At 43.2% G+C, this 25,905-nt stretch carries 22 protein-coding genes and 1 pseudogene; 8 read left to right on the forward strand and 15 right to left on the reverse strand.

Annotation, left to right across the window (positions count from 1 at the left end; translation table 11 throughout):
• Positions 1–8: 8 nt before the first annotated feature.
• Genes QGT46_RS13845 through QGT46_RS13860 form a run of 4 tightly spaced genes read right to left on the reverse strand, consistent with a single transcriptional unit; the run spans position 9 to position 6,043 of the window.
• Positions 9–1,004, reverse strand: coding sequence for a hypothetical protein (locus QGT46_RS13845; protein ID WP_148460042.1), 996 nt, complete (start codon positions 1,002–1,004; stop codon positions 9–11).
• On the reverse strand, positions 979–1,779 hold the full coding sequence (locus QGT46_RS13850; RefSeq protein WP_024726652.1) for a tetratricopeptide repeat protein: 801 nt from the start codon (positions 1,777–1,779) through the stop codon (positions 979–981). The genes QGT46_RS13845 and QGT46_RS13850 overlap by 26 nt, the downstream gene beginning before the upstream one ends.
• The gene (locus QGT46_RS13855; RefSeq protein ID WP_148460043.1) at positions 1,776–2,828 is read right to left on the reverse strand and encodes a DUF5716 family protein; all 1,053 of its coding nucleotides are present in this window, start codon (positions 2,826–2,828) and stop codon (positions 1,776–1,778) included. The genes QGT46_RS13850 and QGT46_RS13855 overlap by 4 nt, the downstream gene beginning before the upstream one ends.
• The gene (locus QGT46_RS13860) at positions 2,825–6,043 is read right to left on the reverse strand and encodes a DUF5717 family protein (RefSeq protein ID WP_301591286.1); all 3,219 of its coding nucleotides are present in this window, start codon (positions 6,041–6,043) and stop codon (positions 2,825–2,827) included. Before QGT46_RS13860 ends, QGT46_RS13855 begins: the two co-directional genes overlap by 4 nt.
• Before the next feature lie 83 nt (positions 6,044–6,126).
• Between QGT46_RS13860 and QGT46_RS13865 the strand changes: the two genes are divergently transcribed.
• Positions 6,127–7,215, forward strand: a complete 1,089-nt coding sequence (locus tag QGT46_RS13865) for a pyridoxal phosphate-dependent aminotransferase (RefSeq protein ID WP_148460045.1) — start codon at positions 6,127–6,129, stop codon at positions 7,213–7,215.
• Positions 7,216–7,290: 75 nt separating this feature from the next.
• On the opposite strand, the gene QGT46_RS13870 is transcribed toward QGT46_RS13865, so the two are convergent.
• Positions 7,291–8,214, reverse strand: a complete 924-nt coding sequence (locus tag QGT46_RS13870) for a TDT family transporter (protein WP_301591288.1) — start codon at positions 8,212–8,214, stop codon at positions 7,291–7,293.
• A 227-nt stretch (positions 8,215–8,441) separates the two neighbouring features.
• Between QGT46_RS13870 and QGT46_RS13875 the strand changes: the two are divergent.
• Positions 8,442–8,549: pseudogene (locus QGT46_RS13875) on the forward strand (TnpV protein); the annotation flags it as partial.
• A gap of 134 nt (positions 8,550–8,683) precedes the next feature.
• Here the strand turns inward: QGT46_RS13875 and QGT46_RS13880 are convergent.
• The 4 genes from QGT46_RS13880 to licT all read right to left on the reverse strand — a co-directional run bounded on the left by QGT46_RS13880 (position 8,684) and on the right by licT (position 13,986).
• Positions 8,684–8,896, reverse strand: coding sequence for a helix-turn-helix domain-containing protein (locus tag QGT46_RS13880; protein ID WP_148460047.1), 213 nt, complete (start codon positions 8,894–8,896; stop codon positions 8,684–8,686).
• Between the two features lie 221 nt (positions 8,897–9,117).
• Positions 9,118–10,521, reverse strand: a complete 1,404-nt coding sequence (locus QGT46_RS13885; RefSeq protein ID WP_148460048.1) for a glycoside hydrolase family 1 protein — start codon at positions 10,519–10,521, stop codon at positions 9,118–9,120.
• 632 nt (positions 10,522–11,153) lie between these two features.
• Positions 11,154–13,016, reverse strand: a complete 1,863-nt coding sequence (locus QGT46_RS13890) for a beta-glucoside-specific PTS transporter subunit IIABC (RefSeq protein WP_148460049.1) — start codon at positions 13,014–13,016, stop codon at positions 11,154–11,156.
• Between the two features lie 109 nt (positions 13,017–13,125).
• Positions 13,126–13,986 carry a BglG family transcription antiterminator LicT gene (licT, locus tag QGT46_RS13895; protein ID WP_148460050.1) on the reverse strand — a complete coding sequence of 287 codons (861 nt, stop codon included), beginning with the start codon at positions 13,984–13,986 and terminating at the stop codon, positions 13,126–13,128.
• Positions 13,987–14,409: 423 nt separating this feature from the next.
• Here licT and QGT46_RS13900 point away from each other — a divergent pair, with 423 nt between their 5' ends.
• The 3 genes from QGT46_RS13900 to QGT46_RS13910 all read left to right on the forward strand — a co-directional run bounded on the left by QGT46_RS13900 (position 14,410) and on the right by QGT46_RS13910 (position 15,626).
• Positions 14,410–14,859 carry a DUF6194 family protein gene (locus QGT46_RS13900; protein ID WP_148460051.1) on the forward strand — a complete coding sequence of 150 codons (450 nt, stop codon included), beginning with the start codon at positions 14,410–14,412 and terminating at the stop codon, positions 14,857–14,859.
• 387 nt (positions 14,860–15,246) lie between these two features.
• On the forward strand, positions 15,247–15,339 hold the full coding sequence (locus QGT46_RS17370; RefSeq protein WP_420360581.1) for a relaxase/mobilization nuclease domain-containing protein: 93 nt from the start codon (positions 15,247–15,249) through the stop codon (positions 15,337–15,339).
• The gene (locus tag QGT46_RS13910) at positions 15,330–15,626 is read left to right on the forward strand and encodes a hypothetical protein (RefSeq protein WP_301591292.1); all 297 of its coding nucleotides are present in this window, start codon (positions 15,330–15,332) and stop codon (positions 15,624–15,626) included. Before QGT46_RS17370 ends, QGT46_RS13910 begins: the two co-directional genes overlap by 10 nt.
• Positions 15,627–15,714: 88 nt before the next feature.
• Here QGT46_RS13910 and QGT46_RS13915 read toward each other — a convergent pair whose 3' ends face one another.
• Together QGT46_RS13915 and QGT46_RS13920 are read right to left on the reverse strand one after the other, a co-directional pair.
• Complete coding sequence (locus QGT46_RS13915) at positions 15,715–16,806, reverse strand: fibronectin type III domain-containing protein (protein WP_148460052.1); 1,092 nt, start codon at positions 16,804–16,806, stop codon at positions 15,715–15,717.
• A gap of 22 nt (positions 16,807–16,828) precedes the next feature.
• Complete coding sequence (locus tag QGT46_RS13920; protein WP_148460053.1) at positions 16,829–17,737, reverse strand: alpha/beta hydrolase; 909 nt, start codon at positions 17,735–17,737, stop codon at positions 16,829–16,831.
• Positions 17,738–17,872: 135 nt separating this feature from the next.
• Here QGT46_RS13920 and QGT46_RS13925 point away from each other — a divergent pair, with 135 nt between their 5' ends.
• On the forward strand, positions 17,873–18,694 hold the full coding sequence (locus QGT46_RS13925) for a DUF6612 family protein (RefSeq protein ID WP_024726640.1): 822 nt from the start codon (positions 17,873–17,875) through the stop codon (positions 18,692–18,694).
• Positions 18,695–18,747: 53 nt separating this feature from the next.
• Here QGT46_RS13925 and QGT46_RS13930 read toward each other — a convergent pair whose 3' ends face one another.
• From QGT46_RS13930 to QGT46_RS13945, 4 genes are all read right to left on the reverse strand, one after another.
• The gene (locus QGT46_RS13930; protein ID WP_034548885.1) at positions 18,748–20,115 is read right to left on the reverse strand and encodes a citrate/2-methylcitrate synthase; all 1,368 of its coding nucleotides are present in this window, start codon (positions 20,113–20,115) and stop codon (positions 18,748–18,750) included.
• A 59-nt stretch (positions 20,116–20,174) separates the two neighbouring features.
• Positions 20,175–20,936, reverse strand: coding sequence for an amino acid ABC transporter ATP-binding protein (locus QGT46_RS13935; RefSeq protein ID WP_006565643.1), 762 nt, complete (start codon positions 20,934–20,936; stop codon positions 20,175–20,177).
• A 12-nt stretch (positions 20,937–20,948) separates the two neighbouring features.
• A complete protein-coding gene (locus QGT46_RS13940; RefSeq protein ID WP_148460054.1) occupies positions 20,949–21,620 on the reverse strand; it encodes an amino acid ABC transporter permease in 672 nt (223 codons plus the stop codon).
• Positions 21,621–21,731: 111 nt separating this feature from the next.
• Positions 21,732–22,541, reverse strand: coding sequence for an amino acid ABC transporter substrate-binding protein (locus QGT46_RS13945; RefSeq protein ID WP_034548883.1), 810 nt, complete (start codon positions 22,539–22,541; stop codon positions 21,732–21,734).
• A 208-nt stretch (positions 22,542–22,749) separates the two neighbouring features.
• Between QGT46_RS13945 and QGT46_RS13950 the strand changes: the two genes are divergently transcribed.
• Positions 22,750–24,135 carry an N-acetylglucosaminidase gene (locus QGT46_RS13950; RefSeq protein ID WP_148460055.1) on the forward strand — a complete coding sequence of 462 codons (1,386 nt, stop codon included), beginning with the start codon at positions 22,750–22,752 and terminating at the stop codon, positions 24,133–24,135.
• 286 nt (positions 24,136–24,421) lie between these two features.
• Entirely contained in the window at positions 24,422–25,732 is a 1,311-nt protein-coding gene (locus tag QGT46_RS13955) for an N-acetylglucosaminidase (protein ID WP_024726635.1), read from the forward strand.
• Positions 25,733–25,905 lie beyond the last annotated feature (173 nt).

Genomic DNA, 25,905 nt, shown 5'->3' on the forward strand with positions numbered 1-25,905 from the left:
TTTATATATTATTCTAAAAGATTGTTGCGGATCGCCCGCTCATGCTGCACCATTGCCTGCTCGCAGATGTTCTGACGGCCGGACAGCCATTCCATCCGTTTGATCCTTTTCGGTATATCATAAATTGCCTTTGGATAATAACACCAGGCCTGAGGTGCATGCATTCTGCACTGCTCCATGGCCAGGACAAATATCTTCCTCTGGGCGGAAAGTTCTTCACTGCAATTTAATTCCGCTGCAACTTTAGCACAAAACTCGAATAATTTCCACTGTTCTTCGGAAATATATCCAAACATCACCTGATATTTCTCCCTGCAAAACTCCAGGTCATTGACAATCGTATCATACTCCGATCTGAGCCGCCGTCCCGAAGTCTCTTTGTGGCTTCTCACCATACGATACATTTTCTTTTTCTCTACCGCCTTTTTCTTTCTTGTCCTGAGAATCAGAAGGATCACAGCCGCACCGAGCACCGCTGCCGCTGCCGGCCAGAGGGATACGCTCAGCCGGAGCTCAAAATAAAAAACTGCCGCCGTGCCGAGTCCCACGGCAGTCAGGGCCATGATCAGCGAAGAAAGGAAATAGGCCCTCCTGTTGATGAACTTCCCATGAAACTCACGCTCTTTTCTCTTCAGATCACGTTCTTCGTCTTCCTGGACTGAGATCTCCTTCTCGATCTGCTTTTTTTCACCCTCCAGGGATTGGATACGGGACAGACCCTGCCTTATTTCCCCTTCCCTCTCCCAGAGGGGCAGAAATTCCTCATCGGAGACTCGTCCGCCTGCGGAATCATAAAAAATCCTGGCAAAGATGCGGTTGTATTTTCTGGCCTCCTCACTGATCAGCTTTGCTTCTTCATCGGAAAGCTTCTCCATGATCTCGATATCTTCCTTCTGCTCCAGAATATAAGACACCTCATCTTCATACATTTCCACAAAACGCCGATTTAATTCCATCCGTTTTTTCTGATATTCAATTTCAGACAATCTCTCTTCTGTACTCATTTTTCCACCGTTCCAGCATCGACCAGGTAAGCCTTCTGGTCATCAGGTCATCGGGTTTCTTTCTGTGATAGTCAATCTTCTTAAGTGCTGTGGATTCCTCGCTTCCGGAAAACCGTTCCTCCATACCTGAGATGTTTTCATGGATCTCGCTCAGCTGTTCTTCTGTAAAGGAAAGTGCTCTGCCGTCCTCCAAAAACTTCTGGTAATCTCCATGCATATAAGAGACTATGAAATATGCTTCCTGGCATTTCTTATTCTCTTTCAGGCGGCAGCTCCTTTTGAAAAACTCCTTTGCCTCCTGAAAGCGGAACATCCGGGTCAGGCAGAGTCCTGTGTGATACAGGACCTCCTGCTGTTCCTTTGTCTTCAGCTGCATCAGCCCGGAAAGCGACTTTTGATATGCGTGATAGGCGCTCAGATATCTGGAATGTTTCAGATATAAGTCGCCGAGCATTTTGTGCTTTCGCACAGAGGAGTATAGATACGCCGTGCGCATCTTCTGGACCAGCATTCTCTGCTCGGGAACCGTAAAATAATTCCGGTAGCCGATGATGTGCTCCAGCTGCTTCTTTGTCTCTTCTTCTGCCGGCAGAACCAGACCGAGTTCTTCTTCGATCCACTCTCTCATTCCTTCCGGGATTCCTTCTGTCAGAAAATATAAATACTGTCCTGAAATAATATAACATAATTCTTCATAGGAAGAAATGGTCTGTCCAAAGGAATTCAGCGTGTAAGTTCGCCTGCTCTCCTCCGTCTCACATAATACCATTCTCATGGCTGTCCCCTCCTCTCCCATGAAATCACCTGCTGGAATACCTGGTGTGTAGAAGGATATAATTTTCCAAACCCCAGATCCGTGATCTTGATCCTGCACTTTGTCTCCCCGGTGCACTCAGCTTCAATCTTCAGCTTTGTAGCACGCCCCGGACGTTTTTTAAGGCCTTTTAAGGAAATCGGAAACCGCATTCTGTCACCCTTGCCGGGAAACAGGGGTTTGATCTCCACAGGAATAGATGCCGCTGTCTCAACCAGTACCGTCATATTTCCCCGGCTCTCAAACCATGGCTTTCCTCCCTTTATGACCGGCAGAAATTCTTCTTTGCCGTGGTTCCATACCATGGCGCCGATCTGGTACATCATAACCGTGTCGGTAAGGATCACGGCAGAGTCAAGATCCGCCGCATTTTTTCTTCCCAGCAGACAGACGGCCCCTGTCGCGTACACATGATCTCCCATAAACACACGCCGTCCCGCACACAGCTTTGCCGCAGCACTTTTCAGCCATCCGCCGTCAAATCCTCTGCCGTACAAATAAACTAAAGAAGTAACCTCCTGGGACATGGCCTGGACGGCGGCGTTCTCAAATGCCATGTCTTTCTGATGGGGCAGCCGGGTGTTTCTCATAAAAGCAGAATAGTCTTCTCTCTCTACGAGCAGCTGCCCATTCTGCTTTTTTACCAGATAATAAAACAATCTCTGACCGGAATAGTCAAACAGCCCCACAGCTCCCTGATCTAGCTGTTCCTTTCGTTCCCCCGCAAGTCCCAGAAAGGCCTCCTCCTTCGTAAGCAGCTTCAGCTGTTCCTCCGAAAATCCCAGCTCTTTCCTAAGCTCCGCGGCTTTTGCCGCCAAGTCCTCCTCCGGGTCCTCCAAAATGACGCCCATAAACAGATTGGACGTATCCGCATGCTTTTCCGATTCCTCACGCACATAATCCGTCCAGTCCCCGGAAAACTTTTTCGGTTCTTCTTCCACGATCTTTCCATCCGTTACGGAACACTGATATATCATTCTCTGTTCTATCTGTATGCCTATTTTCATCATAGATCCTCTGTCATCGGACGGATCAGATCCGTCATTGCCTTTTCATACGCGTAGATTTCCATCTCCATGGCTACGCTCTCCCTCTGTTTTTCCTTCAGCATGTGATTCAGCTGATAAAATCTTCCCTTTTGATTCCTGCCAGAATGGTCGAGAAAGACGATATCTTTTCTCCTGCGTCTCTCTTCTCCCGGTGCTGTCACATAATAATCTGCCGACTCATCGGCAAAGATCAGCACTTCGGCCACATAATACCCCGGCAGCAGTTCTCTCATAGGAATCTCTCTGGCCGGCTCCGACCTGTTTTCTGCATAATGAAATACCATGCCGCTTGCTTTCTCTCCCGTGTAAACTACATAAGTATAAGTATAGCACTCATACGGGAGAGATATCTGCTCCTTATATTCTAAAAGCACCGGCAGAATACAGCGTCGGTCTTCCTGCCATTCAATAAGCTTTTTGATCCTTTCTCTTACTTCTTCTGATAATTCTTTATCTTTGTAAAAATCCAGATAAGCCCACTGCCAGATCAGATTTAAATTTCCCTGATCGATCAGCCTTCCCAGGATCGGATAAAACTCATCCGATACGTGTATTCCTTCTTCATAAGACAGTTCTGCAAACTGGCCCGCCAATTTCTTGATCAGCTTTCTGTCTCTGAAATCCCTCTCAACATAAGATAAGAAGACAGGAAGGTCCTCCCACCCTGCGCCTTTCCCGGCGGCCATATCAAGAAGCTGCTCCGTAAACTGCTGATCATATATTTTGTGTCTGTCTCCCTGTTTCCAGATCTTTCGCATCTGATCCAGTTCTCCCCTGAAAAAACGTTCCAGATATGCAAGGATTTCGCTGTTGTATACTTGTCCCCTGAAAACCGCCAGGCACATATCGATCAAAGTCTGCACCCTCTTCCGGCTGCGGGATGTGAGTTCATGCAGGACAACCTCTTTTAACGGCTCCGGGTCCATGAAATCAAATCCAAAGATCTCCATGCCTTTCATCGCTTCTTTGTAGTGGCGGCCAGCAATGAAATACTCCAGCATCTGCTTGCAGTTTTCGTCTGAAAGAAATTTCCACTGGACCATAGACAGCGCCTGCTCTAATTGTTCCTGCTCTCCATGCTTCCAGTAATAGTCCAGAAGCTTTTCAAATAATCTGTGCCTGTATTCTTCCTTCAGACTCTGACACTCGAGGACAGCCCTCACATCCGTAATATCTCCGGGTTCATATTCTGCCTTCTGTGCAAAGACCAGGCTTCTGCGGATCAGATATGCTTCATTTCTCCTGCCAAGCCCCGAAAATACGGCTTCCTCCTGCTCCCTCGTCCACAGCTTTGAAAATTCATATTCCAGGGACAGATAGCGGTTGTCCTCCTGATCCATAAACACGACCAGAGGGTCGCTGTAGACCGTCACATAAACTTCTCCGTTCTCCAGAGAAACATTCTGAACTTCTTTTAACTCCTGATGATAGACGGCAGCCTTTTCCACCGCCGGATTCCTGCAGATCAATTTCTGTTTCGCCATAATACCTGCGATTCCGGCCCTGCCCTTCATCCCTTCCAAAAGACGGTCAAAGAAGGCCTGGTAAAGAATAAACAGATTGGTATTGATCCTGCCTTCTGCCAGCTGTTCTAAGAGAAATTCTTCAATCTGCGGCTCAAAAGATGGAAATACTGCCTCATATTTTCGCCGGTTCTTAACAAGATTGGCATACAGGTAAGCTCTCTCCCGGCTGCTTAAACTGTTGCTGTACGAAAAATACAGCAGTACATTCTTCTCAAGATACGGATACCGGTCCTTTGGAATCGTACGAAGGTAAGATTCCTGGAGTCCGATCATCTGAATCCCCGCCCGGACAGCTTTTTTAAAATATATATGAAAACACTCATCAATACAGTTTCCCCGGATCAGCATAGAACAGATCGCCTGGAGCCCTTCCCTGGACTCTTCTCTCTGAAAGGACAGTATTAAATCACAAAGCAGCTCCTCCGAGAAACCTTTTTCTTTCAGCACAAGACCGTAAATGTGTTTTTTCATGCTTTTCCCAAACAGGTCCCGGCAAATGCCGAAATGAATGATCTCTCTCTCAAAATCAGTGATCTTTTTTGCCCTGCTGTGATCCTGGTTCCAAATGCTGACAGCCTCAAACCATAAAAAACTGCTGCACTGGCCTGTTTCATAGACTTCTTTTATCTTCTGAAGCTGAAGTCCGAAATCATATGCCAGCTCTTCGTCCAGATAAATCAGCATCCACAGCAGATATCCCTTTTGATCGTCCGCTTCCTGAAAGAGCTCATGAATCCGGTCCTTTGCATACTCTGTCTGATCCGGTGTCTTTAAATAAAGCGCTTTCAAATATAAATAGTAGCCATAGTAAAAATGATCTGACTGAACCTCGCTCATATTCGGCTCAAGTCTTGCAAAGCCTCTCTCGATTGCTTCCTCTGCGCCGAGAACAATATGGCAGTGCAGGGTTAAGAGGGTCCTCAGTATCTCAAGAGATGCCTCACCCTCCATCTGTGCGGTCAGCTTCATTTCCTTTTCCGCGAACTCCGTGACATGACATCTGCCAAGGCAAAATTCCATATACGCATCGAAGATCTGATCGGACAGATTCCAAACCCCGTCGTTCCTCTCTTTCTCTGCATTGAACAGGATATCTGTCTGACAGCTGCTGTACGGGGCAGAAACTGTGAGGATTCCCCGGCTTTCTTCCCTTGCATCCGAAAACAGCACCGGAATGGTCAGTACCCCTTCCACAAAATCCTCTTCTGAAAATTCTGTCTTTTCCAGAGACAGAAACGTGGAATCCAGACGAATCTTCCCCTGGACATAGCCGCTGCCCTCTTTGTGAATCTTTACATACAGAGGCTCAACGGCATTCACCCGGCGGATCTCATACGCAACCTTTTCCGGTCTCAGCACCGCAGGTTCTTTTGCCCCGATACAGATCAAAAACTCTTCAAAGATCTGGCCCCGGTTTCGGCCTAGCAGGAGCTGATGATAAATTTCTTTTTCCCTGGAATTCTCCTCCAAATACTCATTTTTGAAGGCCTCAGAAAAAAAGAGGGTCTTTGCCCGCTGTTCATCTTCCTGTACAATTTGTACGAACTGCTTCATCTTTTCTGTCATGGGTTCCTCCGATTTTAAGACTGGTGGTCTCAGGGTATTTGGTCTATAATGGACTGTAATATAATTCTGTATTTCAGAGGTCATGGATACTTCACGTCCTTTGACCTCTGCTCCGTAATATTATAGCAAACTTCGACAAAATATAAAAGATAAAGAAAGGTGAAACTATGTCAAAAAAGAAGCAAGTCTTCCACGGAAGCGACTTAGAAAAAGCAGAAGAAATATATGGAATCAAAAAAGAAGACATCATTCCTTTCGGAGGCAATGTAAATCCTCTTGGGATCTCCCCACTGTTCCGGGAAAACCTGATCCGTCATGTGGATGCTGTCTGCACGTATCCCGACCGTGACTACAAATCCCTGCGCTCTACCCTGAGCCTGTACGCCCAGATCCCCATGGAACATATCATTGTCGGAAACGGAGTGACTGAGCTGATCAGCCTGACCATGCACCTGAAACGTCCGAAAAAAGCCCTGCTGCTGTCCCCGACTTACTCTGAATACATGCGGGAAATCTCGATGATCGGCGGAACCTGCCTGGAGTATAACCTTCAGGAATCCTCTGACTTTCGTCTGGATATTGAAGACTTGAAGCGTTCTCTCACCAGTGATGTAGATCTGTTCGCATTCTGCAATCCAAACAATCCCACATCCAGTGCATTAAACAAGGACGAAATCTCGGAAATCCTTTCCCACTGTAAAAAACACGGCATTTTTGTTTTGGCGGACGAGACTTATGTAGAGTTTGCACCGGACATGAATGCTGTCACTGCCGTACCCCTGACCCGTAAGTTTGACAATCTATTTGTCTTACGTGGAACTTCAAAATTCTTTGCCGCACCGGGTATCCGCCTCGGATACGGGATCAGCGGAAACATGGATTTTATCAGGGCAATGGAGGACAGAAAAAATCCATGGAGTATCAATACTCTTGCGGCACTTGCCGGCGAAGCAATGTTCATGGATACAGACTATATTAAAAAGACAAAGGCTTACATCGCAGAAGAACGCAGAAAATGTACAGACAGACTTTCAGGCACCCCCTTCTTTAAGATTTATCCATCCTATGCCAATTTCCTGCTTGTCCGCCTGATGGACGGCACCGCCTCCCATGAAATGTTTGAACGCTGCATCAAAAAGGGGCTGATGATCCGTGACTGCTCAAGCTTTGAAGGGCTTGACGGGGAATATATCAGATTCTGCTTCCGAAAAGCAGAGGAAAATAATGCACTGCTGGACACCCTTCTGCACAAATGAGTTTTTTAGCACTATTTCCGTCACGCTTTGAAATGCGTTCCTTCAATAGTGCTAAAAAACGATCGTTGAATGTCTTTATTGTTTGGCATAGAATATATATTTTAGAAACTGCAGTGTCACATAGATCAGCAGAGCTGCCGAGAGCACGGTCTGGAAATCTACGATCCATTTTAAATAGGTCACCGGATATCCCCACTGGCTCAGTGTGATAAAAGCTTCTTTTAATGCTGCCGCACTGATCACAAACGGAAATGTATAAGCGGCAAATGACGCTGTAAACGGCATGACGATATATTTTAATCCCACCGCAAGCACAAATACATATAGAACCACAGATAAAACCGTAAGCACGATCACCAGCCATGCCACGGGCTTTTCAAAACAGTTTAAGTACCCTGCCAGCAGAAGGCTTGCGGGTGCCGCAAAGATACAGATCAGAGGCTGATACTGTTCCGGTATTTCTTTTACTGCTGTATACCGCTTTATGATCGGTACAGCAATGATCACCGTAAACAGAAGGGCTGCCCAGAAAAACCAGCGGCCGATCTCTCTCATATCGACGTTGGGAGCCGTCATGCTGCTCATCGCCAGTCCGGCATAAAAGATAAAAAAACTTGCATATACATTTTTAATGTTGAACTTGTAATATATGAAGTGTCCGTTAAAATATACCAAAAGATACACATGCACCGCCAGCGCAAGAATCCACAAGATAGAAACGGCATCTCCCACATAAGGCTTGATATAGGCGGTCAGGACAAGCAGACCCATGGAAAATGCAGCCGAAATACTGCAGTTGACCGGATCTTCAAGTTCTTCTTTCACCATGTCGAGACAAGTCCCGATCTTGGCCAGCAAAAGGATCAGCAGGCAGACGGCTATGGCTCCGCAGATTGACTTTAAAGTTACAGAATAATTTTCTATCATGATTCCCATGGCGGCAAAACCGAGCATCGGCCCCGCTAAAGGCAAAGGTATTCTCTCTATCGTGTTTTTCATTTTTATAATCCACCTTTCTGCGAAAGGCACCAATACGTCATGAAACATGTTGGCTAACTTTCGCTTTTTTAATCTATCTTCCTTCTGATATTATCTTCTTATAAGACCTGGATCTATGCCTGTATTTGCATTATGGATTCCTATGGTCGTACAGAGTATAAGCAAGCTCGCTTTTCTTCCTTCACAAAAGGTTTGCAAGAGTTGTGTGACTGGCTTGCTAAACATGACTGCTGCGACATTTGAATTATCTGAAACAGTACCGCAAAGTTACATACACCAATCTTCTTACAAGCGACAGACTGGACGCCTGCCTTGCAGACATTGACAGACAGGCATAACCTACTATCCTGTAACTAATACAAGCAGCAAAACAGACAGCAAAAGTCTGTTTTGCCTTATAGCAATCAAGGCAGATAAGCCAAAAAACGCTTATCCGCCTATCCATAATTATAAACAAGAAATTTACCGTTTAAAAGAAATTATCATCTGGTATATGTTCCATAATGTCGCTAATATCACACTCCAAAATATTACAAAAGCGGTCAAGCGTGTTCGTGCTTACCGGCTGATTGTATCTTAAACGGTAAAGCTGAGCTTTGCTTACATTATACTTTTTAGTCAGTATGGATTTTGTGATTCCCCTTTTTTCTGCTGTTTCCCAAAGTTTGTCATACTTAATCATGTCAGCCCTTCTTTACTTTTTTTCTATTATCGCAGGAAAAAAAACAGGCTATAAGGTTCCATGTTCGGAACCTCAGCAAAAATAAATCAGCTTAAGGAGGGTGAACCATGGAAAAGAAGAAGAAAAATACTTATTTATAGTATAACAAAAACAGGGTATTTCAAAGGGACCATACTCCGTCCGTTGAAACACCCTGTGAGATTTATGTAAGGAATCAGAATTTACAATGACGCTCCGTTGGAAGAGATCACATCACGATACCAGTAAAAACTTTTCTTTTTATAACGTGTCAGGCTTCCGCTTCCATCCTCATTCCGGTCCACATATACAAAACCATACCGCTTTTTCATCTGTGCCGTGGAGGCGCTGACCACATCAATACAGCCCCATGCCGCATAACCCATGACATCTACACCATCATCCAAAGCTTTTTCCACTTCTTTTAAATGATTTCTCAGATATTCAATCCGGTAATCGTCCCTGACTGTATATCCACCCTGTCCGTCGTCTACCAGCTGATCATTTGCTCCCAGACCATTTTCTGCAATAAATAACGGCTTCTGGTAACGATCATAGAAATAATTCAATGTATAGCGCAGACCCTGGGGATCGATCTGCCAGCCCCATTCGCTTTCTGGTAAATATGGATTTTTAACGCCGCTGGTCAGATTTCCTGCACCTTTGGAATACAAGGAACAATCCGCAGCTGTGCATTTACTCATATAATAGCTGAAGGAAACATAGTCTACCGTATTTTTCAGCAGTTCTTCATCCCCGGATTCCATTTGAATACAAATTCCGTTTTTCTCCCAATACTTTTTGATATAGGACGGATAATATCCCCGGGTCTGCACGTCTGAGAAGAACATTACCTTACGGTCAGCCTCCATCATGGCAATCATATCATCCGGTTTTGGCGTCATAGGATAGCTCAACGCACCTAAAACCATACATCCCATTTTTGCATCAGGAATCATATCATGGAGCCGCTTAACAGCTAATGCACTGGCAACGAACTCATGGTGTGCCGCCTGGTATTTGTCCTGCTCCGTAAGCTGTTCCTTCGGTGTCCAAATTCCGGCTCCCATAAGTGGAAAATGCCATAATGCATTAATCTCATTAAAGGTCATCCAATATTTTACCTTATCCTGATACCGTTCAAACACTGTCCGGCAATAACGGTCAAAAAAGGTAATCATCTGGCGGCTCCTCCAGCCATCATATGTTTTTGCCAGATAAAGCGGCGTCTCATAATGAGAAAGCGTTACCATGGGTTCGATCCCATAAAGACGGCAGGTATCGAAAACACGGTCATAAAACTCCAATCCCTTTTCGTTCGGCTGTTCTTCATCACCTTTTGGGAAAATCCGGCTCCATGCAATTGACATACGGAACACTTTAAATCCCATCTCCGCCATCAGACGAATATCCTCTTCATAGCGATGATAAAAATCAATTCCTATTAATTTTAAATTTTCTGGAACAGGCTGTTCTGATACCGACCCTGCAACACCCTTTGGCATAACATCCTGAATGGAAAGTCCTTTTCCATCTTCCAGATATGCACCTTCACACTGATTTGCCGCCAAAGCGCCGCCCCACAAAAAATCTTTTTGAAAACTCATAATCTCTCTATTTCTTTTTATTGATTTTGCACAAAAAAGCCTTTGTTTTAGCCCTTTTGTCAAAAGTTAATAGTTCTGTATAAGTTACAATTCAAAGCCATATAGATGGAAATCTGCATTATTGTGCTTGATTTCAGGTAAAAAAGGGTGCAAAAGAATAAACGTCTTGCTCTTTTATGAAGGCCATTCTTCATTCCCATCTTTCCTACAGTAACAAACCTCTCATGTCTAACAGGATCACCAAACATTCCATCCGGGTCCTAAATTCCTTCGTTCTGTCTATCTATAGTTGGGTGCTGCCTATGCTCCTTGACAGGGTCATGCCCTACGGATAAAATCCAGCGCAGCTATTCTGGCTCTGCTTTGTATCATGTACTTACATTCCTGCTCACAGCACCAATCACTTGGCGGACGCTTTACTGTTTACAGTTACTTTGTAAACCATAGATGTCACTGCTAAATTTAAGAACTCTCTTGGTCAGTTCACGTCCCCGCCATTCAAAACCTCTGGCAAAGTGAGTCTCACTTCCAATATCTATTCCTACCACTAAAGTTGTAAGATGATATCTTAATTATACTGTGAGGTTCTTTTCTCGTCCATTGACAAGATTTATGAATTACGGGAATGCTCCTTATTTTAAAATCGTAATCAGATCTTCTCCGGCTTTTCCCATTTTTTTCGCTAATACGTCCAGATAGTCCGGCGTATTAGCCACAACAATCGGAGTCGTAACATCATAACCCGCTTCCTTGATCCCCTGAATATCAAAGGATATCAGCAGCTGTCCCCTGGCTGCTTTTTCACCCTGTTTTACATGTACCTCAAAATATTTTCCTTTTAACTCCACAGTATCCAGACCAACATGGATCAAAAGCTCCACTCCGTCCATTGTTTTTAACCCAATTGCATGACCTGTGTCAAAAATGGATTCTACCACACAATCTTCAGGAGCTGCCACTTCTCCCTTTTCCGGCACTACTGCCGCACCTTTGCCCACAATTCCGCTGGAAAACACTTCATCCTTCACCTCTTTAAGAGGAATGATATTTCCAGTTAATGGAGAATCTATCGAGATTTTGACCGCTTTATCTGATCTTTCCGGCTCAATACTTCTATCCGGGAGATCTTCCCGCTCCTCTTCCTCCTTCGGATCTTCAAATCCAATGATCAATGTTGCGGCTGCTGTTACAACGATAGAAATCACAATGGTAACCCCTGCATTGATCACATTATTAAAACCATCGCCTCCAATATATACCGGAAGTGCAAAAATGCCTGCCGTAGTAGAAGAAAATGTATGAATTCCTGTGATACCTGCGTACAGACCCGCCGCAAAGCCGCCGATCATAGATGCATATAATGGTTTCTTTAATCTGAGGTTTACACCATATAAAGCCGGTTCTGTAATACCCATCAAACCTGTAACACCGGAAGAAATACCAAGCTGTTTTAATTCTTTATTTTTACTTCGAAGACCTGCAACAAGCGCTGCTGTTCCCTGAGCAATATTGGATGCCAGCATGCCGGGGCCCAGAATTGTACCATATCCCAGTGTTGCATACTGAATTGTCTGAATCGGCGCAAAGCAGTAATGCATACCTGTCATAATGAAGAATGGACAGAAAGTACCCATCAAAACAGGAATCACCCAGCCTGCATACTCATTTAACCAGTTAAACCCAACTGCGATCACCTGACCAACCAGATTTCCAAGGGGTCCTGCGATCACAATTCCCACAATGCCCGTTCCAATAACGGTAATCATTGGCGCAAGGAAAATTTTAACCGGTTTCGGAGATATTTTATTTGCAAAACGTTCTATATAAGACTGTACCCATACGATCAGTAAAATCGGAACAACACTTCCGCTGTAAGAGATCATTGTTACCGGAATAATCTCAAACAGTTTTACCGCATCACCGGTATTTAATCCGGTAAAAGAAGGATGTAACAGTACGCCTGCCAAAACTGCAGCCACATATGGGTTGCATTTAAATCGCTTCGCTGCGGAAAACGCCAGAATAAACGGCAAGAAATAAAACAGCGCATCGCCAAACGCAGAAAAGATCTGGTAAGTCTGGGAAGCATTATCTACTAATTTAAATGCCACCATTAAAGCAAGCAGCGCCTTGATCATACCAGAGCCGGCAAGCGCCGGAATCACTGGTTGGAAAATTGCTGTTAATGTGCCAAAAAAGGATGCAATTATGCCTTTTTTTTCTTCATTGCCAGCAGCTGCATTCTCTTCGAAACCACCCAGTTTTTGGATTTCCTCACAGACGTTTCCCACATCTGTTCCGATGACAATCTGAAACTGTCCGTTTTTCGTTACAACGCCCTGAACACCCTTTAATTTTTTTATAGCTTCTACGTCTGCTTTTTTTACATCATTTAAATGAAATCTAAGCCGTGTCATACAATTTGTAACACTGGCTATGTTTTTATCACCGCCTACAAGCTGTAAAATATCGGCCGCTAATTTTTTATGATTCATATAATACCTCCCTAACGTTATGAAATTGGAGCAGGTTTCTGCTGCTCTGTATTTTGGAAGAGAAATTCCAGCTCCTGCAGTAAACCGTCCTTTCCCAATTTCCCAATCTTTATTCTTTTCCTTCCGCCATAGTGATTCTGCGGATATATACAGCCAGATAGATTTTTTCTTCTTCCGTAACGGTCAGCTGATAGTCCTCCGAAATGACCCTTGCTATTTTTTCCGCACACATATAAGCCTCTGCGTACTCTTTGCGGATCATTTCATGAAATTCAGAATCGTCACTATCCAGCATATTATCCTGAAAAATTCTTTTGGCAAAAAATTTCAAATGCGTGGTAAACCGGACACAATGTACAGATTCTTCATCAAAATTCATATGGTACTGGTAACGTACAATATTTATAATTTTATGAATAAGCTCCGTCATTCTCACAGAGTCATTCACATTCTCATAATCAAACTCCGCATTGATGATATGGATCGCCATCGCGCCCGCCTCATCCTCAGGAAGGTCAACCCCCGTTTTTTCATTGATCAGCTCTAACCCCTTTTTGGCAGCAGCAAATTCTTTTGGATAAAAACTTCGTATTTCCCATAATAACACGCATTTAAAAGCAATGCCCTGTTTCATACGGGAAACAGCAAACGATATATGATCCATTAAATGCAGAAATACCGCTTCATCCAGTTCTTTATCCAGCTCTTTTTCTGCCATCTTTACAATTTCAGATGTAATTTCCATATATATTTCCGGTGTCTGTGCAATCAGCGCATAGAGCTTACCGGCTGCATTTTTGGATTTTAAGAAAAATTCTTTTTCTATTTTTGACGGAGCAACCTCGTCTCCGGACTTCATTCGAAAACCGATTCCTTTTCCAATCAGAATCCTCTCCTGATTACGTTCATTTCTGGCACTCACGACGTTGTTATTGATCACACTTGTAACAATCCATCGCTTTCCACTCATTTCTCTTTCCCCCGATAATCTGTTTCTTTACAAGTTCCTTATCTGAATATGACGAGAAAACAAAAAAAAGACCCCCATTACACGCACTCAGTTACGGCGTGTAATGTCAGGTCTTGCCTGCCTCACAGTAACAATCCTGATGGAGTCATTCATTCATTCATTACATTCAGGCTATCACATTTTGATATTCTTGTCAATAACCAAAAATCAGCATCCCACGGTAAACGCAAGAATGAACATTTGATTAACAGGATAGAAAAAATTATCTTGATTTTATGTTTTGGTAATAGTCCGTTCATAGTTTCTTTACTCATACGTTTGTCCTGAAAAATTTGCTCAAAATCTTGACACAGATATAGCCACTTTGATATTCTGGAACAATCATAAGGGAATTAGAACTAAGTTAGAAATGGAGTTTTCAGAATGACACAAGATAAAATATTGAATTACTGTCTTGAAAATCTTAAGGGGACAGTCTTAGTTGAAAGCTGGGGAGAGAAAGGAATTTTTTATAACCCAGACCATGTTCTAAAGCGTGGTGTCTACATATTGACGGTTAAGGAAAAGGACGGCGACAATGACAAAGGCTCTGATTTAAGCAGGGAGAACGTCTATCGTGTGAATCTGGGAATACGGAAAAAGACTTTTACCGAGTTATTTGGAGCCGTACCCAAACGCCCATCTGCGGGCGGAATTGTAGATATGAATTATGACTTTACCACATTGGATGAAATACTGCCCCATCCTGTTTATGCATGGATGGCGTGGATATGTGCATTGACCCCCTCTGAACAGACCTTTGAGGAACTGAAACCATTTATCCAAGAAGCCTATGAGTATGCAAAGGAGAAATTTAAGAAACGGAGGAAATAATCTTATAGATTGAAAATGAATTAAGCACATAGATTGAAGAATGGAATGTCACCCAACACACAAGGCTGAGCGCCACCGAAAGTATGCTGCTCTTTTCGGCTGGCGTATTGCAGCATGGTTTTGAATTTCAAAGCCGTTACATAGCATTACGAATCAAAGCAGGAGAAAACTCTCCTGTCATCCGTGATGTGGTGTAGCGGCTTTTTCATTTATCCAAAAGTCAGGAGAAATGGAATCCAAAACGGAGGTGAAAAGGATATAGGATTGTGTCAGCCATAATCCTAACCCACACCGCTTATGGGCGTCGACTTACTCAGGGGACACCCCTGTTTACCCTGAAAAAAGAAAAAAAAGACAGGAGGATATATCGCATGGCACGGCTACCAGATAATCGTTGTTACCCACCTTGACAGAGGACATCTGCATAACCATTTCTGCTTTAACTCCGCGACGACGAGCAGGATGGGCTTTTGGGAGTGACGTTCACAAGACCCGCATTTATGGAAATGATGAACTTTGTCGGGCAGTTGTTGGAGGAAAATTTTGAGCGTCTGGACGTGAGGTATATCGCCATCATGGACAAAATTGACACTGCCAAAGGCATCAGCGACCTTGTGCCCATGCAGGATTTATTCAACGAATGGCACGCCAAAAATATGAGCCAGAAAGTTCGGAACGTATTACGCAATAAAGGAATGGCAGGCTTCCCACTCACAAGCAATCCACCCTATGGATATATGAAGAATCCAGAAAATCTATGGGGATAATATAAACGGACGAATCTCTGATGAACGCTATGCCCTTTTGTTTTTTCTATCCACTACCTCTTTGTTTCAAATTTATCCTCCTTGTGTTCTAGTTTTCATATATATCTTTCAGGATCGCCTCAGCACTTTTCCTGTGATAACCCTCCGGATCTTCCATAATATGATCTCCGGAAATATCCCATCTCATCTGTCCGTACTGGGTAAGATAGCTCCTTCCCCTGGAACAGTCCGGATATCTTTTGTACCATTTTCTATGATACTTTTTCATATATTTTCTGGCAAGTGCCAGTGCCTGGCTTTTTTTCTTTCCTGCCGGTGTGGCCGTTCCGGAAATCTGCACTCCTTTCGGACTGGAATGAACCAAAACGACACTGCCGTCTTTACAGGAGCCGATAACGATCCATACATGGCCGCAGCTTGAAGATCCCATAATATCTCCTGCTTTGTAGTCTGTCACCTTACTCTTGATTTTATATGTTCCCCAGCCTTTTTGAGCGAACAATTTAGGCTGGTCTTTTGCCTTCCTCACATAACCGCCTTTGCCCGGCACCGTATTTCTGATATTATATACGGTCCACCCGACGAAGCCGGAGCAATCCAGCCCTTTTCCTCTGCGGTAGCGGTACTTTTTGTAATTATACCCTGAATTCTGTGACAGGAAAAACCGGTTCCATTCGCCGTTAAGTCCGATCCTCTTCCCGTCATTCCCGGTTCCGGTATCAGCCTTATTCCATCCTCCGCCCCAGATGTATAAGGTGGTGCCCACCGGGGCTGCGGCTGTTTTCAGGAAATTTTTAATGGTAGATTCTCCTCTGGCTGCCATCGATACCTTAACTGTTTTAGAAAATCCGCTGTAATATTCCTTCTTTTTGTATTTCCTGTAAGAACGGACTTTGAAGCGATAATTGACTCCGGGCTTCAATCCTTTGATCACATGTCTGGATGCCTTTGAGACAGCCTTTTTTCTGTACTTTTTCTTCTCTTTGTCGTACAGGTAAATCTCCGTCCCTGTGGCCTTTTTCCCCTTAACCCAGGACAGAACAACATTTCTTTTTACGGCGGTGGCCATCACTCCTGAAGGCTTCCCCGGTTTTTTCGATGCTCCCTGAATTTGTCTCTCTCCTCCTGCCCATACCAGCATCATACAGAGTGCTGTAAGCAGTATTCTCTTTGCTTTCATGATTATGTATCCTCTATTTCATTTATTCGATAAATTCGAGTATTTCGTTATAGATCTGATCGGAACACGCTTCGTTCAATATTTCGTGTCTGCATCCGGGATATAGCTTTCCTCTCGTATTGGCATAACCAAGCTCCTTTAAAAAAGAGACCGCATTCCAGAATTGTTTTGGGGATACAATGCACGGATCATCTTCTCCTGCTATAAACAAGATCGGCAGCTCAGTCTTTTTCTTCTCCCATCCCCTCCGGCTGTAAGTCTCATCCATCAGATGAAACAGGTTTAAAAATCCGTTGTTTGTAAAGACAAACCCGTCCAGCGGTTCTTCATCATATTTCCTGACGTTATCTTTATCATAACTGATCCATCCGTTGAAAGATTCGCCGTCCTTGAGCTGCTTCTTAAAGGCTCCGAATGCCAGTTTATGAAAAAATAAACCTTTCTTCCGGTCTCCGCAGATTCTGCATGCGATCTTTGCCATCCCTGCGGCCGGCTTTGCCAGGGGATTTTTACTGGGACTTCCGCATACGGTCAGCGAGCTCAGTTCCAAGTCATACTTTTTCAAATAACACCGCACGATCAAAGAACCCATGCTGTGCCCAAATAAATGGACAGGCAGGCCAGGGAACTCCTTTTTGATCCACTCTGTAACCTGATGGGCATCCTCCACGACGGCCCGTCCGGAGGTGTCATAAAAATATCCAAGATCGTCTGCTCTCACTATACTCTTACCATGTCCTCTGTGGTCATGGATCACTGCAGCATAACCGCAGCTTTCCAAATATTCCATAAACGGAAGATAACGTTCCTTATGCTCACTCATCCCATGGCAGATCTGGACCACTGCCTCAGGCTTATGTTCAGGCGTTATGGCTAATACATGGAGACGGTGGCTGTCTTCTTCAGATTTTAAATATAATTCTCTTTTCATGCTCCCATCCTCCTATTTGTTTTCAACCTTCTTGTTATGATGTATTATACTCGTTTTGCTTTACCTTGGAAAGAAAAACAGATATAATTATTTTGTAATGTATTCTAATTTTATTAAGAACACAGGAGGACAGTTATGAAGAGATTAAAAAGAGTTCTGGCACTTACTTTGGCTGCCGTGATGCTTTTTACACTGGGAGGATGTAAGAAGAAAACTCCCGAGGAAGTATTGGAAGCTGCCACGAAGAAAATGAGCAAGGTAAAATCTGCCGATATAAGCGGAAATATCAAAATGAAGATGAGCAGTACTTCATCCACCAGTTCCAGCCTTGAGATGAACATGGGACTCAAGATGAAGGCTACTGACATGACATCGGAAGACATGAAGATGGATATGGACCTCACCATGGGGATTGCCGGTCAGGATATGGTCATCAAAGCCTATTACGCCGACGGTTACTACTATATGAACTATTCCGGTCAGAAACAGAAACAGAAAATGGACTTTACAGCCATGCAGAAACAGATGGAAAGTTCTACCGGACAATTTGATATGTCTGTTGACAATTACAAAGACCTGAAGATGGAAAAGAAAGATGATAATTATATTATCTCCTTTAAGTTTAAAGAGAAAGCACTCAACGACTACATCAATAAAATGATGGGGCAGATGAATTCCACAGGCGCTGCAGGTTCCAGTACCAATTATGCGGATCAGGTAAAGTTTGACTCTATGTCCGGTACCATGACCGTCAATAAAGACTCAGAGATCACTGCACAGAAGATCAATATGGTTGTTTCAAGCAAAGAAGATACGAAGCTTAAGATCAAAATGATCGTTGATGTTAAATATAACAGTATCGGAAAAGATGTGAAAGTAACACTTCCTGATGACCTCGATACTTATAAGGAAGCTCCTGCAACGACCGCGGCGCCTTCCACAACAACTGCACAGTAAATTACAGCGGGCCTTCCGGATTCCTCCGGCAGGCCCATATCTTTTCCATGTTATTAACGTTCTTTTATCGGTGTATATTTTTTATGTCCGGCCACACCTTTGTACGCCGGACGAATGATTCTTCCTCCGTTTACAAGCTCCTCCATCCTGTGTGCGCTCCATCCTGCGATCCTCGCGATGGCGAACAGCGGAGTATACAGTTCATAAGGAAGATCCAGCATACTGTAAATAAAACCGCTGTAAAAATCGATATTTGCGCTGACGCCTTTATATATTCTGCGCTCTTCGGCAATGACTTCTTTGGCCAGCTTTTCTACATTGGTATATAAAGCATATTCCTTTTCTTTTCCTTTTTCTTTTGACAGTCCCTCTACAAAGTAACTTAATACCTTTGACCGCGGATCGGAAATAGAGTAGACCGCATGCCCCATTCCATAGATCAGTCCGGACTTATCAAAGGCCTCTTTCCTCACGATCCTGGTCAGGTATCCTTTCAGTTCCTTCTCATTCGTCCAATCCTTCACATGTTCTTTGATATCAGCAAACATCTGGACAACCTTGATATTGGCTCCCCCATGTTTCGGTCCCTTTAAAGAACACAGCGCCGCTGCCACAGAAGAATATGTATCCGTTCCCGAAGAGGAAACCACGTGAGTCGTGAAAGTTGAGTTATTTCCGCCGCCGTGCTCCGCATGGAGAACCAGCGCAAGATCCAGGATTTTTGCCTCCAGTTTTGTATACTTGCTGTCCGGCCTTAACAGATACAGAATGTTTTCCGCCGTGGACAGATTCTCTTGAGGCGGATGGATCACCAAGCTTTCTCCTTTTTCATAATGGCTGTATGCCTGATATCCATAAACCGCGAGCACAGGGAAAAGTGCGATCAGCTGAAGCGACTGCCTGAGCACATTTGGTATGGAAGTATCACTGGCGTTATCATCGTAAGAAAATAACGTCAGCACACTTCTCGCCAGCGTATTCATCATATCCCGGCTCGGAGCCTTCATGATAATGTCCCGGACAAAATTTGTCGGAAGCTGACGGTATTCCGCCAGAAGCTGTTTTAAATCCTGTAGCTGTTCCTCATTGGGCAGTTCCCCGAATAAAAGGAGGTAGACTGTCTCCTCGAATCCATACCTCTCTTCTTTGATAAATCCCTGGACAATATCTTCAATGTCAATTCCATGATAATATAATTTTCCATCACAGGGAACAATCTCTCTGTCCTCGACCATATAGGACATAATCGTCGAAATATCAGTCAGTCCTGCAAGTACACCTTCTCCGCTCTGTTTCCGCAGCCCTCTTTTCACATCATACTTTTCAAAAAGGGTGGGATCAATTTTCTTCTCACACTTTTTTGCCAGTTCTTCAATTTCAGGTGTAATTTCAGAAAACTTATTCGGCATATTTTTTATCATCTTGATTGCTCCTTTCTTACTATGATTCTTAACATTTAAAAGCCCTGTTTACTGCACTGTTATGCAATATCATGGTACTTTCCGAGGAATTCCCTCGTCCGCTCATTGGCTGAGTTAAACACATCCTCCGGAGCCGCATCTTCCACGATGACTCCCTGGTCCATGAAGATGACCCGGTCTGAGATCTCTTTCGCAAATGCCATCTCATGGGTGACGATCACCATGGTCATATTCAGATCTGCCAGGGATTTGATGACCTTCAGCACCTCTCCGGTCAGCTCCGGGTCCAGTGCAGAAGTCGGCTCGTCGAAGAACAGAATTTTCGGCTCCAGCGCCAGCGCCCTTGCTATGGAGACCCTCTGGGACTGACCGCCTGACAGTTCACACGGATAGGCATCGGCCTTTTCTTCGAGTCCGAGCTTCCTGAGCAGTCCAAATGCCTTCTCTCTGGCTTCTTCTTTTGGGATACCGGCCACCTGTACCGGAGCCTCCATTACATTTCTCAGCACACTGTAATGAGGAAACAGATTAAAATTCTGAAAAACAAATCCTGTCTCCATCAGTATTTTCTTTTGTACCTCTTTTGACGCATACTCCGGCGTGTCTCCGTTCATGGATACCAGCGTATGGCCATTGATCTCAATGGTTCCCTTCGTCACCTTTTCCAGCTGGTTCATACATCTTAACAGCGTGGATTTCCCGGAACCGGAGGAACCAATGATCGTCACGATCTCTCCGTCGTTAATCTGGAAAGAAATATCTTTTAAGACCTTCAGCTTTCCAAAATTTTTCTGGAGATTAGTCACAGATAAAACACTCATTTTCTTTCCTCCTTAACGATAATAGCTCATCCGTTTTTCCAGGATGCCAAAAACTTTAGATACAATCATATTCATGATCAGATAAAAAATACCTGCCACGATCAAATATTCCATCCCGCGGCTTCTGGACATATTATTGGCTGCGACCACATAAATTTCCATGACACCAATCACATGTGCCAGAGAAGTATCTTTTACAAGAGTCATGCACTCACTTCCCATAGGCGGCAGTATGATCTTGACTACCTGCGGCAGTATGATCTTAAAAAATGTCTGTGCCTTACTGAATCCCAGCACTTTTGCTGCCTCGTACTGTCCGTTCGGTATTGCCTGGATTCCGCTCCGGTAGATCTCCGCAAAATAAGCGGCATAATTTAAGGAAAATGCCACGACTGCGGCCATGGTTCGCTCGATTCGTATGCCTAAAAGCAGATTCAGGCCGAAATAAAATCCGTATAACTGGAGAATCAGCGGTGTACCTCTCATGATCAGCAGGTAAAAACGCACCGGCAGCTGAATGATCTTAAATCTGGTCATCCTCCCAAGCGCCAGCACAAGCCCCAATGTCAGACCGAAGACCAGTGTGAGGAAAAAGATGATCAGTGTCTGATCCAATCCGTTATATAACAGCATATCTGCAATGCCAGGCAGTTTTTCAAACCATTGTATGATACTATCTATCATTTCTTTGCTCCTATAAGTATAAATTTTCCGGAATTTTTCTTGTCAGAAATTAATTTCTGTGTTGGTGAAAAAATCAAGAGGCTTTGAAAAAAGCCTCTTGCTTCTTGTCTCTTATTTGATTGTTGTCAGATCTTCGCCAAACCATTTTTTACTGATCTTAGCCAATGTTCCGTCTTTTTTCATGTCCTTTAACTGGTTTTCCACTTCGGTTTTCAGTTTCTCATCTCCGGTACGGAACCCAATGACATATTTCTCAGTACTTAAATTGTCATTTAAGATCTTGAATTTTCCCGGATCCTTTTTGGCGTAATATTTTGCTACCACTTCATCCATAACAGCTGCATCACAGCCATTTCCAAGGTCATTTAAGATCTCAACGTTATTGCCGAAGTAAACAATCTTTGCATTCTTTAATTCTTCTGTCTTGTCAACCGCATCTGCCGCCGTAGAACCTTTCTGTACTCCCACCTGCTGCTTTTTAATGTCTTTTAAGCTCTTGATCTTGCTCTTTTCCGGTACGAGCATTACCTGGTGGTTATCCATGTAAGATTCAGAACAAAGCATCTCTTTTGCTCTGTCTTCGCTGTATGTCAGGCCATTCCAGATACAGTCGATTGTCTTGCCCTGCAGCTCCTGGTCTTTGGAATCCCAGTTGATCGGCTGTAATTTTAATTTGATCCCCATTCTCTTGGTAACTTCTTTTGCCATATCAATGTCAAAACCTACGATCTTCTGATCCTTATCTGTGAAGCCCATAGGAGGGAAAGAGGCATCCAATCCCAGAATTAATTCTTTGTTGTCTTTTACATACTGAAGAGACTCGTCTGTCTTACTTTCTTCTTTCTTTGAACATCCTGCCAAAAGCATAGACCCTGCCAGCACAGCACTCACGCAAAGCACTAATAATTTTTTCACTCTCATCCTAAAACTCCTCCGTTTTTATTTCCTGTCATGATAGCACATTAGCGTACTAAATTCATACGTTAATATACTATCAAACTACTTGCTTTTTGTCAATCTCCATGGATAGTATTTCCTGCTCTTTTCCATGCAAAATCCTTGTTTTTGCGGTGCGATCCGTGTTATAGTAAATTTATCTTTGGTAAAGAAAGGAAGGGGAATATCTACCATGAGAAAAAAAGGACTTAAAATACTCACCATGTCCGCGGTACTGAGCGTCTCTATGACTGCCTCTGTCTTCGCAGGAAGCCTGTCACTGCGGTATTCCGGAAAAGACCGCACATACAAGGGAAAACAGCTCACATTTTATTATAAAGGAAAAAAAATCGATTTAGGAAAGGCCCCGGGCATCCAGATCAACAAGGTCAACATGCTTCCATATTATAATGCGATCGTGAAAAACGGGCCGAAAGTAAAGAGAAGCTACAACAGCAAGACCGGAAAGCTGGTACTCACCAACGGAAAGAAGACGATCACCTTCTATAAAAATAAAAAGTATGCCTATACCAACGGAGTAAAACGGACATTTACTACTGCTCCGCTGACTGTAAAATACAGAAGCATCAACAAAAACTATATTCTGCTCCCGGCGAAATTCACAGCCAAATATCTGGGCATCAGCTATACATACTCAAGTTCCGCAAAACGCATTGATTATGCAAAGCCTGCCGAAAGCAAACCTGTATCACCAGTCAAATCCAATACGACAACAAAGTATAATACGACTTTGAACAATTACATAAAAAAACAGCAGGCCCAATGGAAAACTTACGGCGGAAAAACGATCGACTATAAAAAATACATCCCCGTAACTGCGGATAATACGAACAGTTTCCAATTTCTTCGTCTCGATACATACCATCCTGTAAATACTTCTAAATTTTCCTCCACTCTTCAGACAATGGTTTCTAAAAAAACCGGAAGCGTATTATCAGGAAAAGCTTCAGTCATTACTAATGCTGCAAGTACATATAATATTGACCCGTTATACTTCCTCTGCCAGACCATCCATGAAAGCGGCTATGGCACGAGCACACTAGCGAAAGGAAAGGCAGTGACACAGGTTATCACCGGTGATTCTCTCTCTCCAAAAGGGGCAACCGGAACTAAAGTAACAGCTTTTAATACTGTATCAAAGGCTGTTAAAACAGCTGGAGAGAAAAAAGGTAAGAAATACTACGAAGTTAATAAGAACGAATTTTATGAAGTGAAAAATATTTCATCCAAAAAAGTGTACAATCTTTATGGCATCAAGGCCTATGATAATGCCCCGCAGCTGGGCGGATTCAGCTATGCATATTATCAGGGATGGACAAGCGTGGACAAAGCTATACAGGGTGCTGCAAAATATGTAAGTAATAATTATATTCACCATGGAACTTATAAACAAAATACCTTATATAAAATCCGATACAGCCCTTACCTCCAGGATCTGGGCCATCAGTATGCCTCTGATCCGGCCTATGCCCAGTCCATCGGCAAGCTGATGAATACATATCAAAGCGTATATTCAAGCACCAGCGGATTTATTTATGACACACCAGTATTCAACTAAATAAAAGGCGAAATAGCTCAGGGACAGATCCTGGGCTATTTTTTATTACTTAGGAAATCATTTGACTGCGTCAAATCGCATCTGGCACGCAAAGTTTAAAAGCCCCTCAAAGAATAAGGGGTTGGGGAGATGAGGCGGGCCTGTCCACTTTGTCCTCTCCTAAAACAAATTTTTTCTGCTCTGTCCGCCTTAAATATTACATTTATATTACGATTTTATTGTATATTTTTTAATATAATGCTATACTTATATTACATTTCAATTACAACAGGAGGATAAATAGGTTATGAAGAAACGAGTCATTGCAGCATTTACGATGTTATTTGCCTTTACATCCATTTTTTCCGGTTTTCCAAAACCGGATATCTCGGCTGCTTCTCTAAAGATCAGATACGGCGGCAAGACAAGATACTATACAGGGAAACAGCTTAACTTTACATACGCTAAAAAAGGAATTTCGACCAAAACACCGGGTATTCAGATGAAGAGCATTAACATGATACCTTACTACAGTATTCTGGTTAAAAATGGGCCGAAAATCAAACGCAGCTACAACAAAAAAACAGGCAAACTTGTACTAAAGCACAAGAACAAAACACTAACTTTCTATAAGAATAATAAAACCTGTTATGTAAACGGTAAGAAGAAAAAATTATCCGTTGCACCCGTCTCAGTCAAGTACTACACGACCAAAAAATATAACATTCTGCTTCCGGCTAATTTTACAATCAAGAATTTAGGACTGGACTATTCCTATATCTCTTCAGCAAAGAGAATCCACATCAACAAACCGGGAAACAGCTACTTATACACAAAAAACACAACGACTAATTATAATAAGAAGACATCCGATTATATTAAATCCCAGACAGTTAAATCTTATGGTGGTAAAAAAATCAACTACAACAACTATGTGCCGACCAGTACTGATCCGACTCACGGCTACCAGTATCTGCGTCTGAATACATACCGCACCGTCAACAGCTCAAAGTATAACAGTCTCTTAAACAGTAAGGTAAAATCCAAAAGTGTACTGAAAAACAAAGGTTCTGTTCTCAACAGCGCTGCGAAAACCTATAAGATCGATCCTGTTTATTTCCTTTGCCAGACGATCCTGGAGACCGGTTATGGTACAAGCACTCTTTCACAGGGCAAATGGATTACCAAGGTTATAACAGGAAAGTCTGTTGTGAAAGACAAAAAGGGCAATGTCACAGGGTTTCAAAAAGTAAACGGCAAATATCAGACAAAAAAGATCTCATCTAAAAAAGTATATAACTTATATGGTATCAAAGCCTATGATTCTGACCCACAGCTGTGCGGTTTCAGCTACGCATACTATCAGGGCTGGACAAGTGTGGACAAAGCCATTAAAGGCGCTGCAAAATATGTCAGTCAGGAGTATATTAATAACAGTACATACAAGCAAAATACTCTGTACAAATTCCGCTATAATCCAAATACTAAGTACATCTGGCATCAGTATGCTACAGATCCGGGATATGCCCAGAAGATCGGAAAACTCATGTACAGTCAGTTCAGAAGTGCCTATGCAACAGGCAACACAGTCACATTCGACCGTCCAAAATTTAAATAATGGTTTTTATAAGACAAATCGAGTGTGTGAAACTTTTTCTGTAAAATAGAACTTAGAAGGTTCTTCTATGATAAAATAAAAATCATAGGAGGGCCTTTTATTATGGCAAGAGAAAAGAAACCAGTACACAAAGTACAAATGACGGAAGGGAAACGCAACATCATCCATCAGCT

This window comes from Anaerostipes faecis (genome assembly GCF_910574135.1).
Taxonomy (GTDB): domain Bacteria; phylum Bacillota; class Clostridia; order Lachnospirales; family Lachnospiraceae; genus Anaerostipes; species Anaerostipes hominis.

Excerpts from the sequence above, each read along its gene's own strand:
- QGT46_RS13885 (WP_148460048.1), bottom strand. The coding sequence starts at position 10,521 with ATGAGTTTTCAAAAAGATTTTTTGTGGGGCGGCGCTTTGGCGGCAAAT.
- licT (WP_148460050.1), bottom strand. The coding sequence starts at position 13,986 with ATGAGTGGAAAGCGATGGATTGTTACAAGTGTGATCAATAACAACGTC.
- QGT46_RS13930 (WP_034548885.1), bottom strand. The coding sequence starts at position 20,115 with ATGATAAAAAATATGCCGAATAAGTTTTCTGAAATTACACCTGAAATT.
- QGT46_RS13920 (WP_148460053.1), bottom strand. The coding sequence starts at position 17,737 with ATGAAAAGAGAATTATATTTAAAATCTGAAGAAGACAGCCACCGTCTC.
- QGT46_RS13925 (WP_024726640.1), top strand. The coding sequence starts at position 17,873 with ATGAAGAGATTAAAAAGAGTTCTGGCACTTACTTTGGCTGCCGTGATG.
- QGT46_RS13850 (WP_024726652.1), bottom strand. The coding sequence starts at position 1,779 with ATGAGAATGGTATTATGTGAGACGGAGGAGAGCAGGCGAACTTACACG.
- QGT46_RS13935 (WP_006565643.1), bottom strand. The coding sequence starts at position 20,936 with ATGAGTGTTTTATCTGTGACTAATCTCCAGAAAAATTTTGGAAAGCTG.
- QGT46_RS13915 (WP_148460052.1), bottom strand. The coding sequence starts at position 16,806 with ATGAAAGCAAAGAGAATACTGCTTACAGCACTCTGTATGATGCTGGTA.
- QGT46_RS13870 (WP_301591288.1), bottom strand. The coding sequence starts at position 8,214 with ATGAAAAACACGATAGAGAGAATACCTTTGCCTTTAGCGGGGCCGATG.
- QGT46_RS13955 (WP_024726635.1), top strand. The coding sequence starts at position 24,422 with ATGAAGAAACGAGTCATTGCAGCATTTACGATGTTATTTGCCTTTACA.
- QGT46_RS13890 (WP_148460049.1), bottom strand. The coding sequence starts at position 13,016 with ATGAATCATAAAAAATTAGCGGCCGATATTTTACAGCTTGTAGGCGGT.
- QGT46_RS13855 (WP_148460043.1), bottom strand. The coding sequence starts at position 2,828 with ATGATGAAAATAGGCATACAGATAGAACAGAGAATGATATATCAGTGT.
- QGT46_RS13940 (WP_148460054.1), bottom strand. The coding sequence starts at position 21,620 with ATGATAGATAGTATCATACAATGGTTTGAAAAACTGCCTGGCATTGCA.
- QGT46_RS13860 (WP_301591286.1), bottom strand. The coding sequence starts at position 6,043 with ATGACCTCTGAAATACAGAATTATATTACAGTCCATTATAGACCAAAT.
- QGT46_RS13945 (WP_034548883.1), bottom strand. The coding sequence starts at position 22,541 with ATGAGAGTGAAAAAATTATTAGTGCTTTGCGTGAGTGCTGTGCTGGCA.
- QGT46_RS13845 (WP_148460042.1), bottom strand. The coding sequence starts at position 1,004 with ATGAGTACAGAAGAGAGATTGTCTGAAATTGAATATCAGAAAAAACGG.
- QGT46_RS13865 (WP_148460045.1), top strand. The coding sequence starts at position 6,127 with ATGTCAAAAAAGAAGCAAGTCTTCCACGGAAGCGACTTAGAAAAAGCA.
- QGT46_RS13880 (WP_148460047.1), bottom strand. The coding sequence starts at position 8,896 with ATGATTAAGTATGACAAACTTTGGGAAACAGCAGAAAAAAGGGGAATC.
- QGT46_RS13950 (WP_148460055.1), top strand. The coding sequence starts at position 22,750 with ATGAGAAAAAAAGGACTTAAAATACTCACCATGTCCGCGGTACTGAGC.
- QGT46_RS13900 (WP_148460051.1), top strand. The coding sequence starts at position 14,410 with ATGACACAAGATAAAATATTGAATTACTGTCTTGAAAATCTTAAGGGG.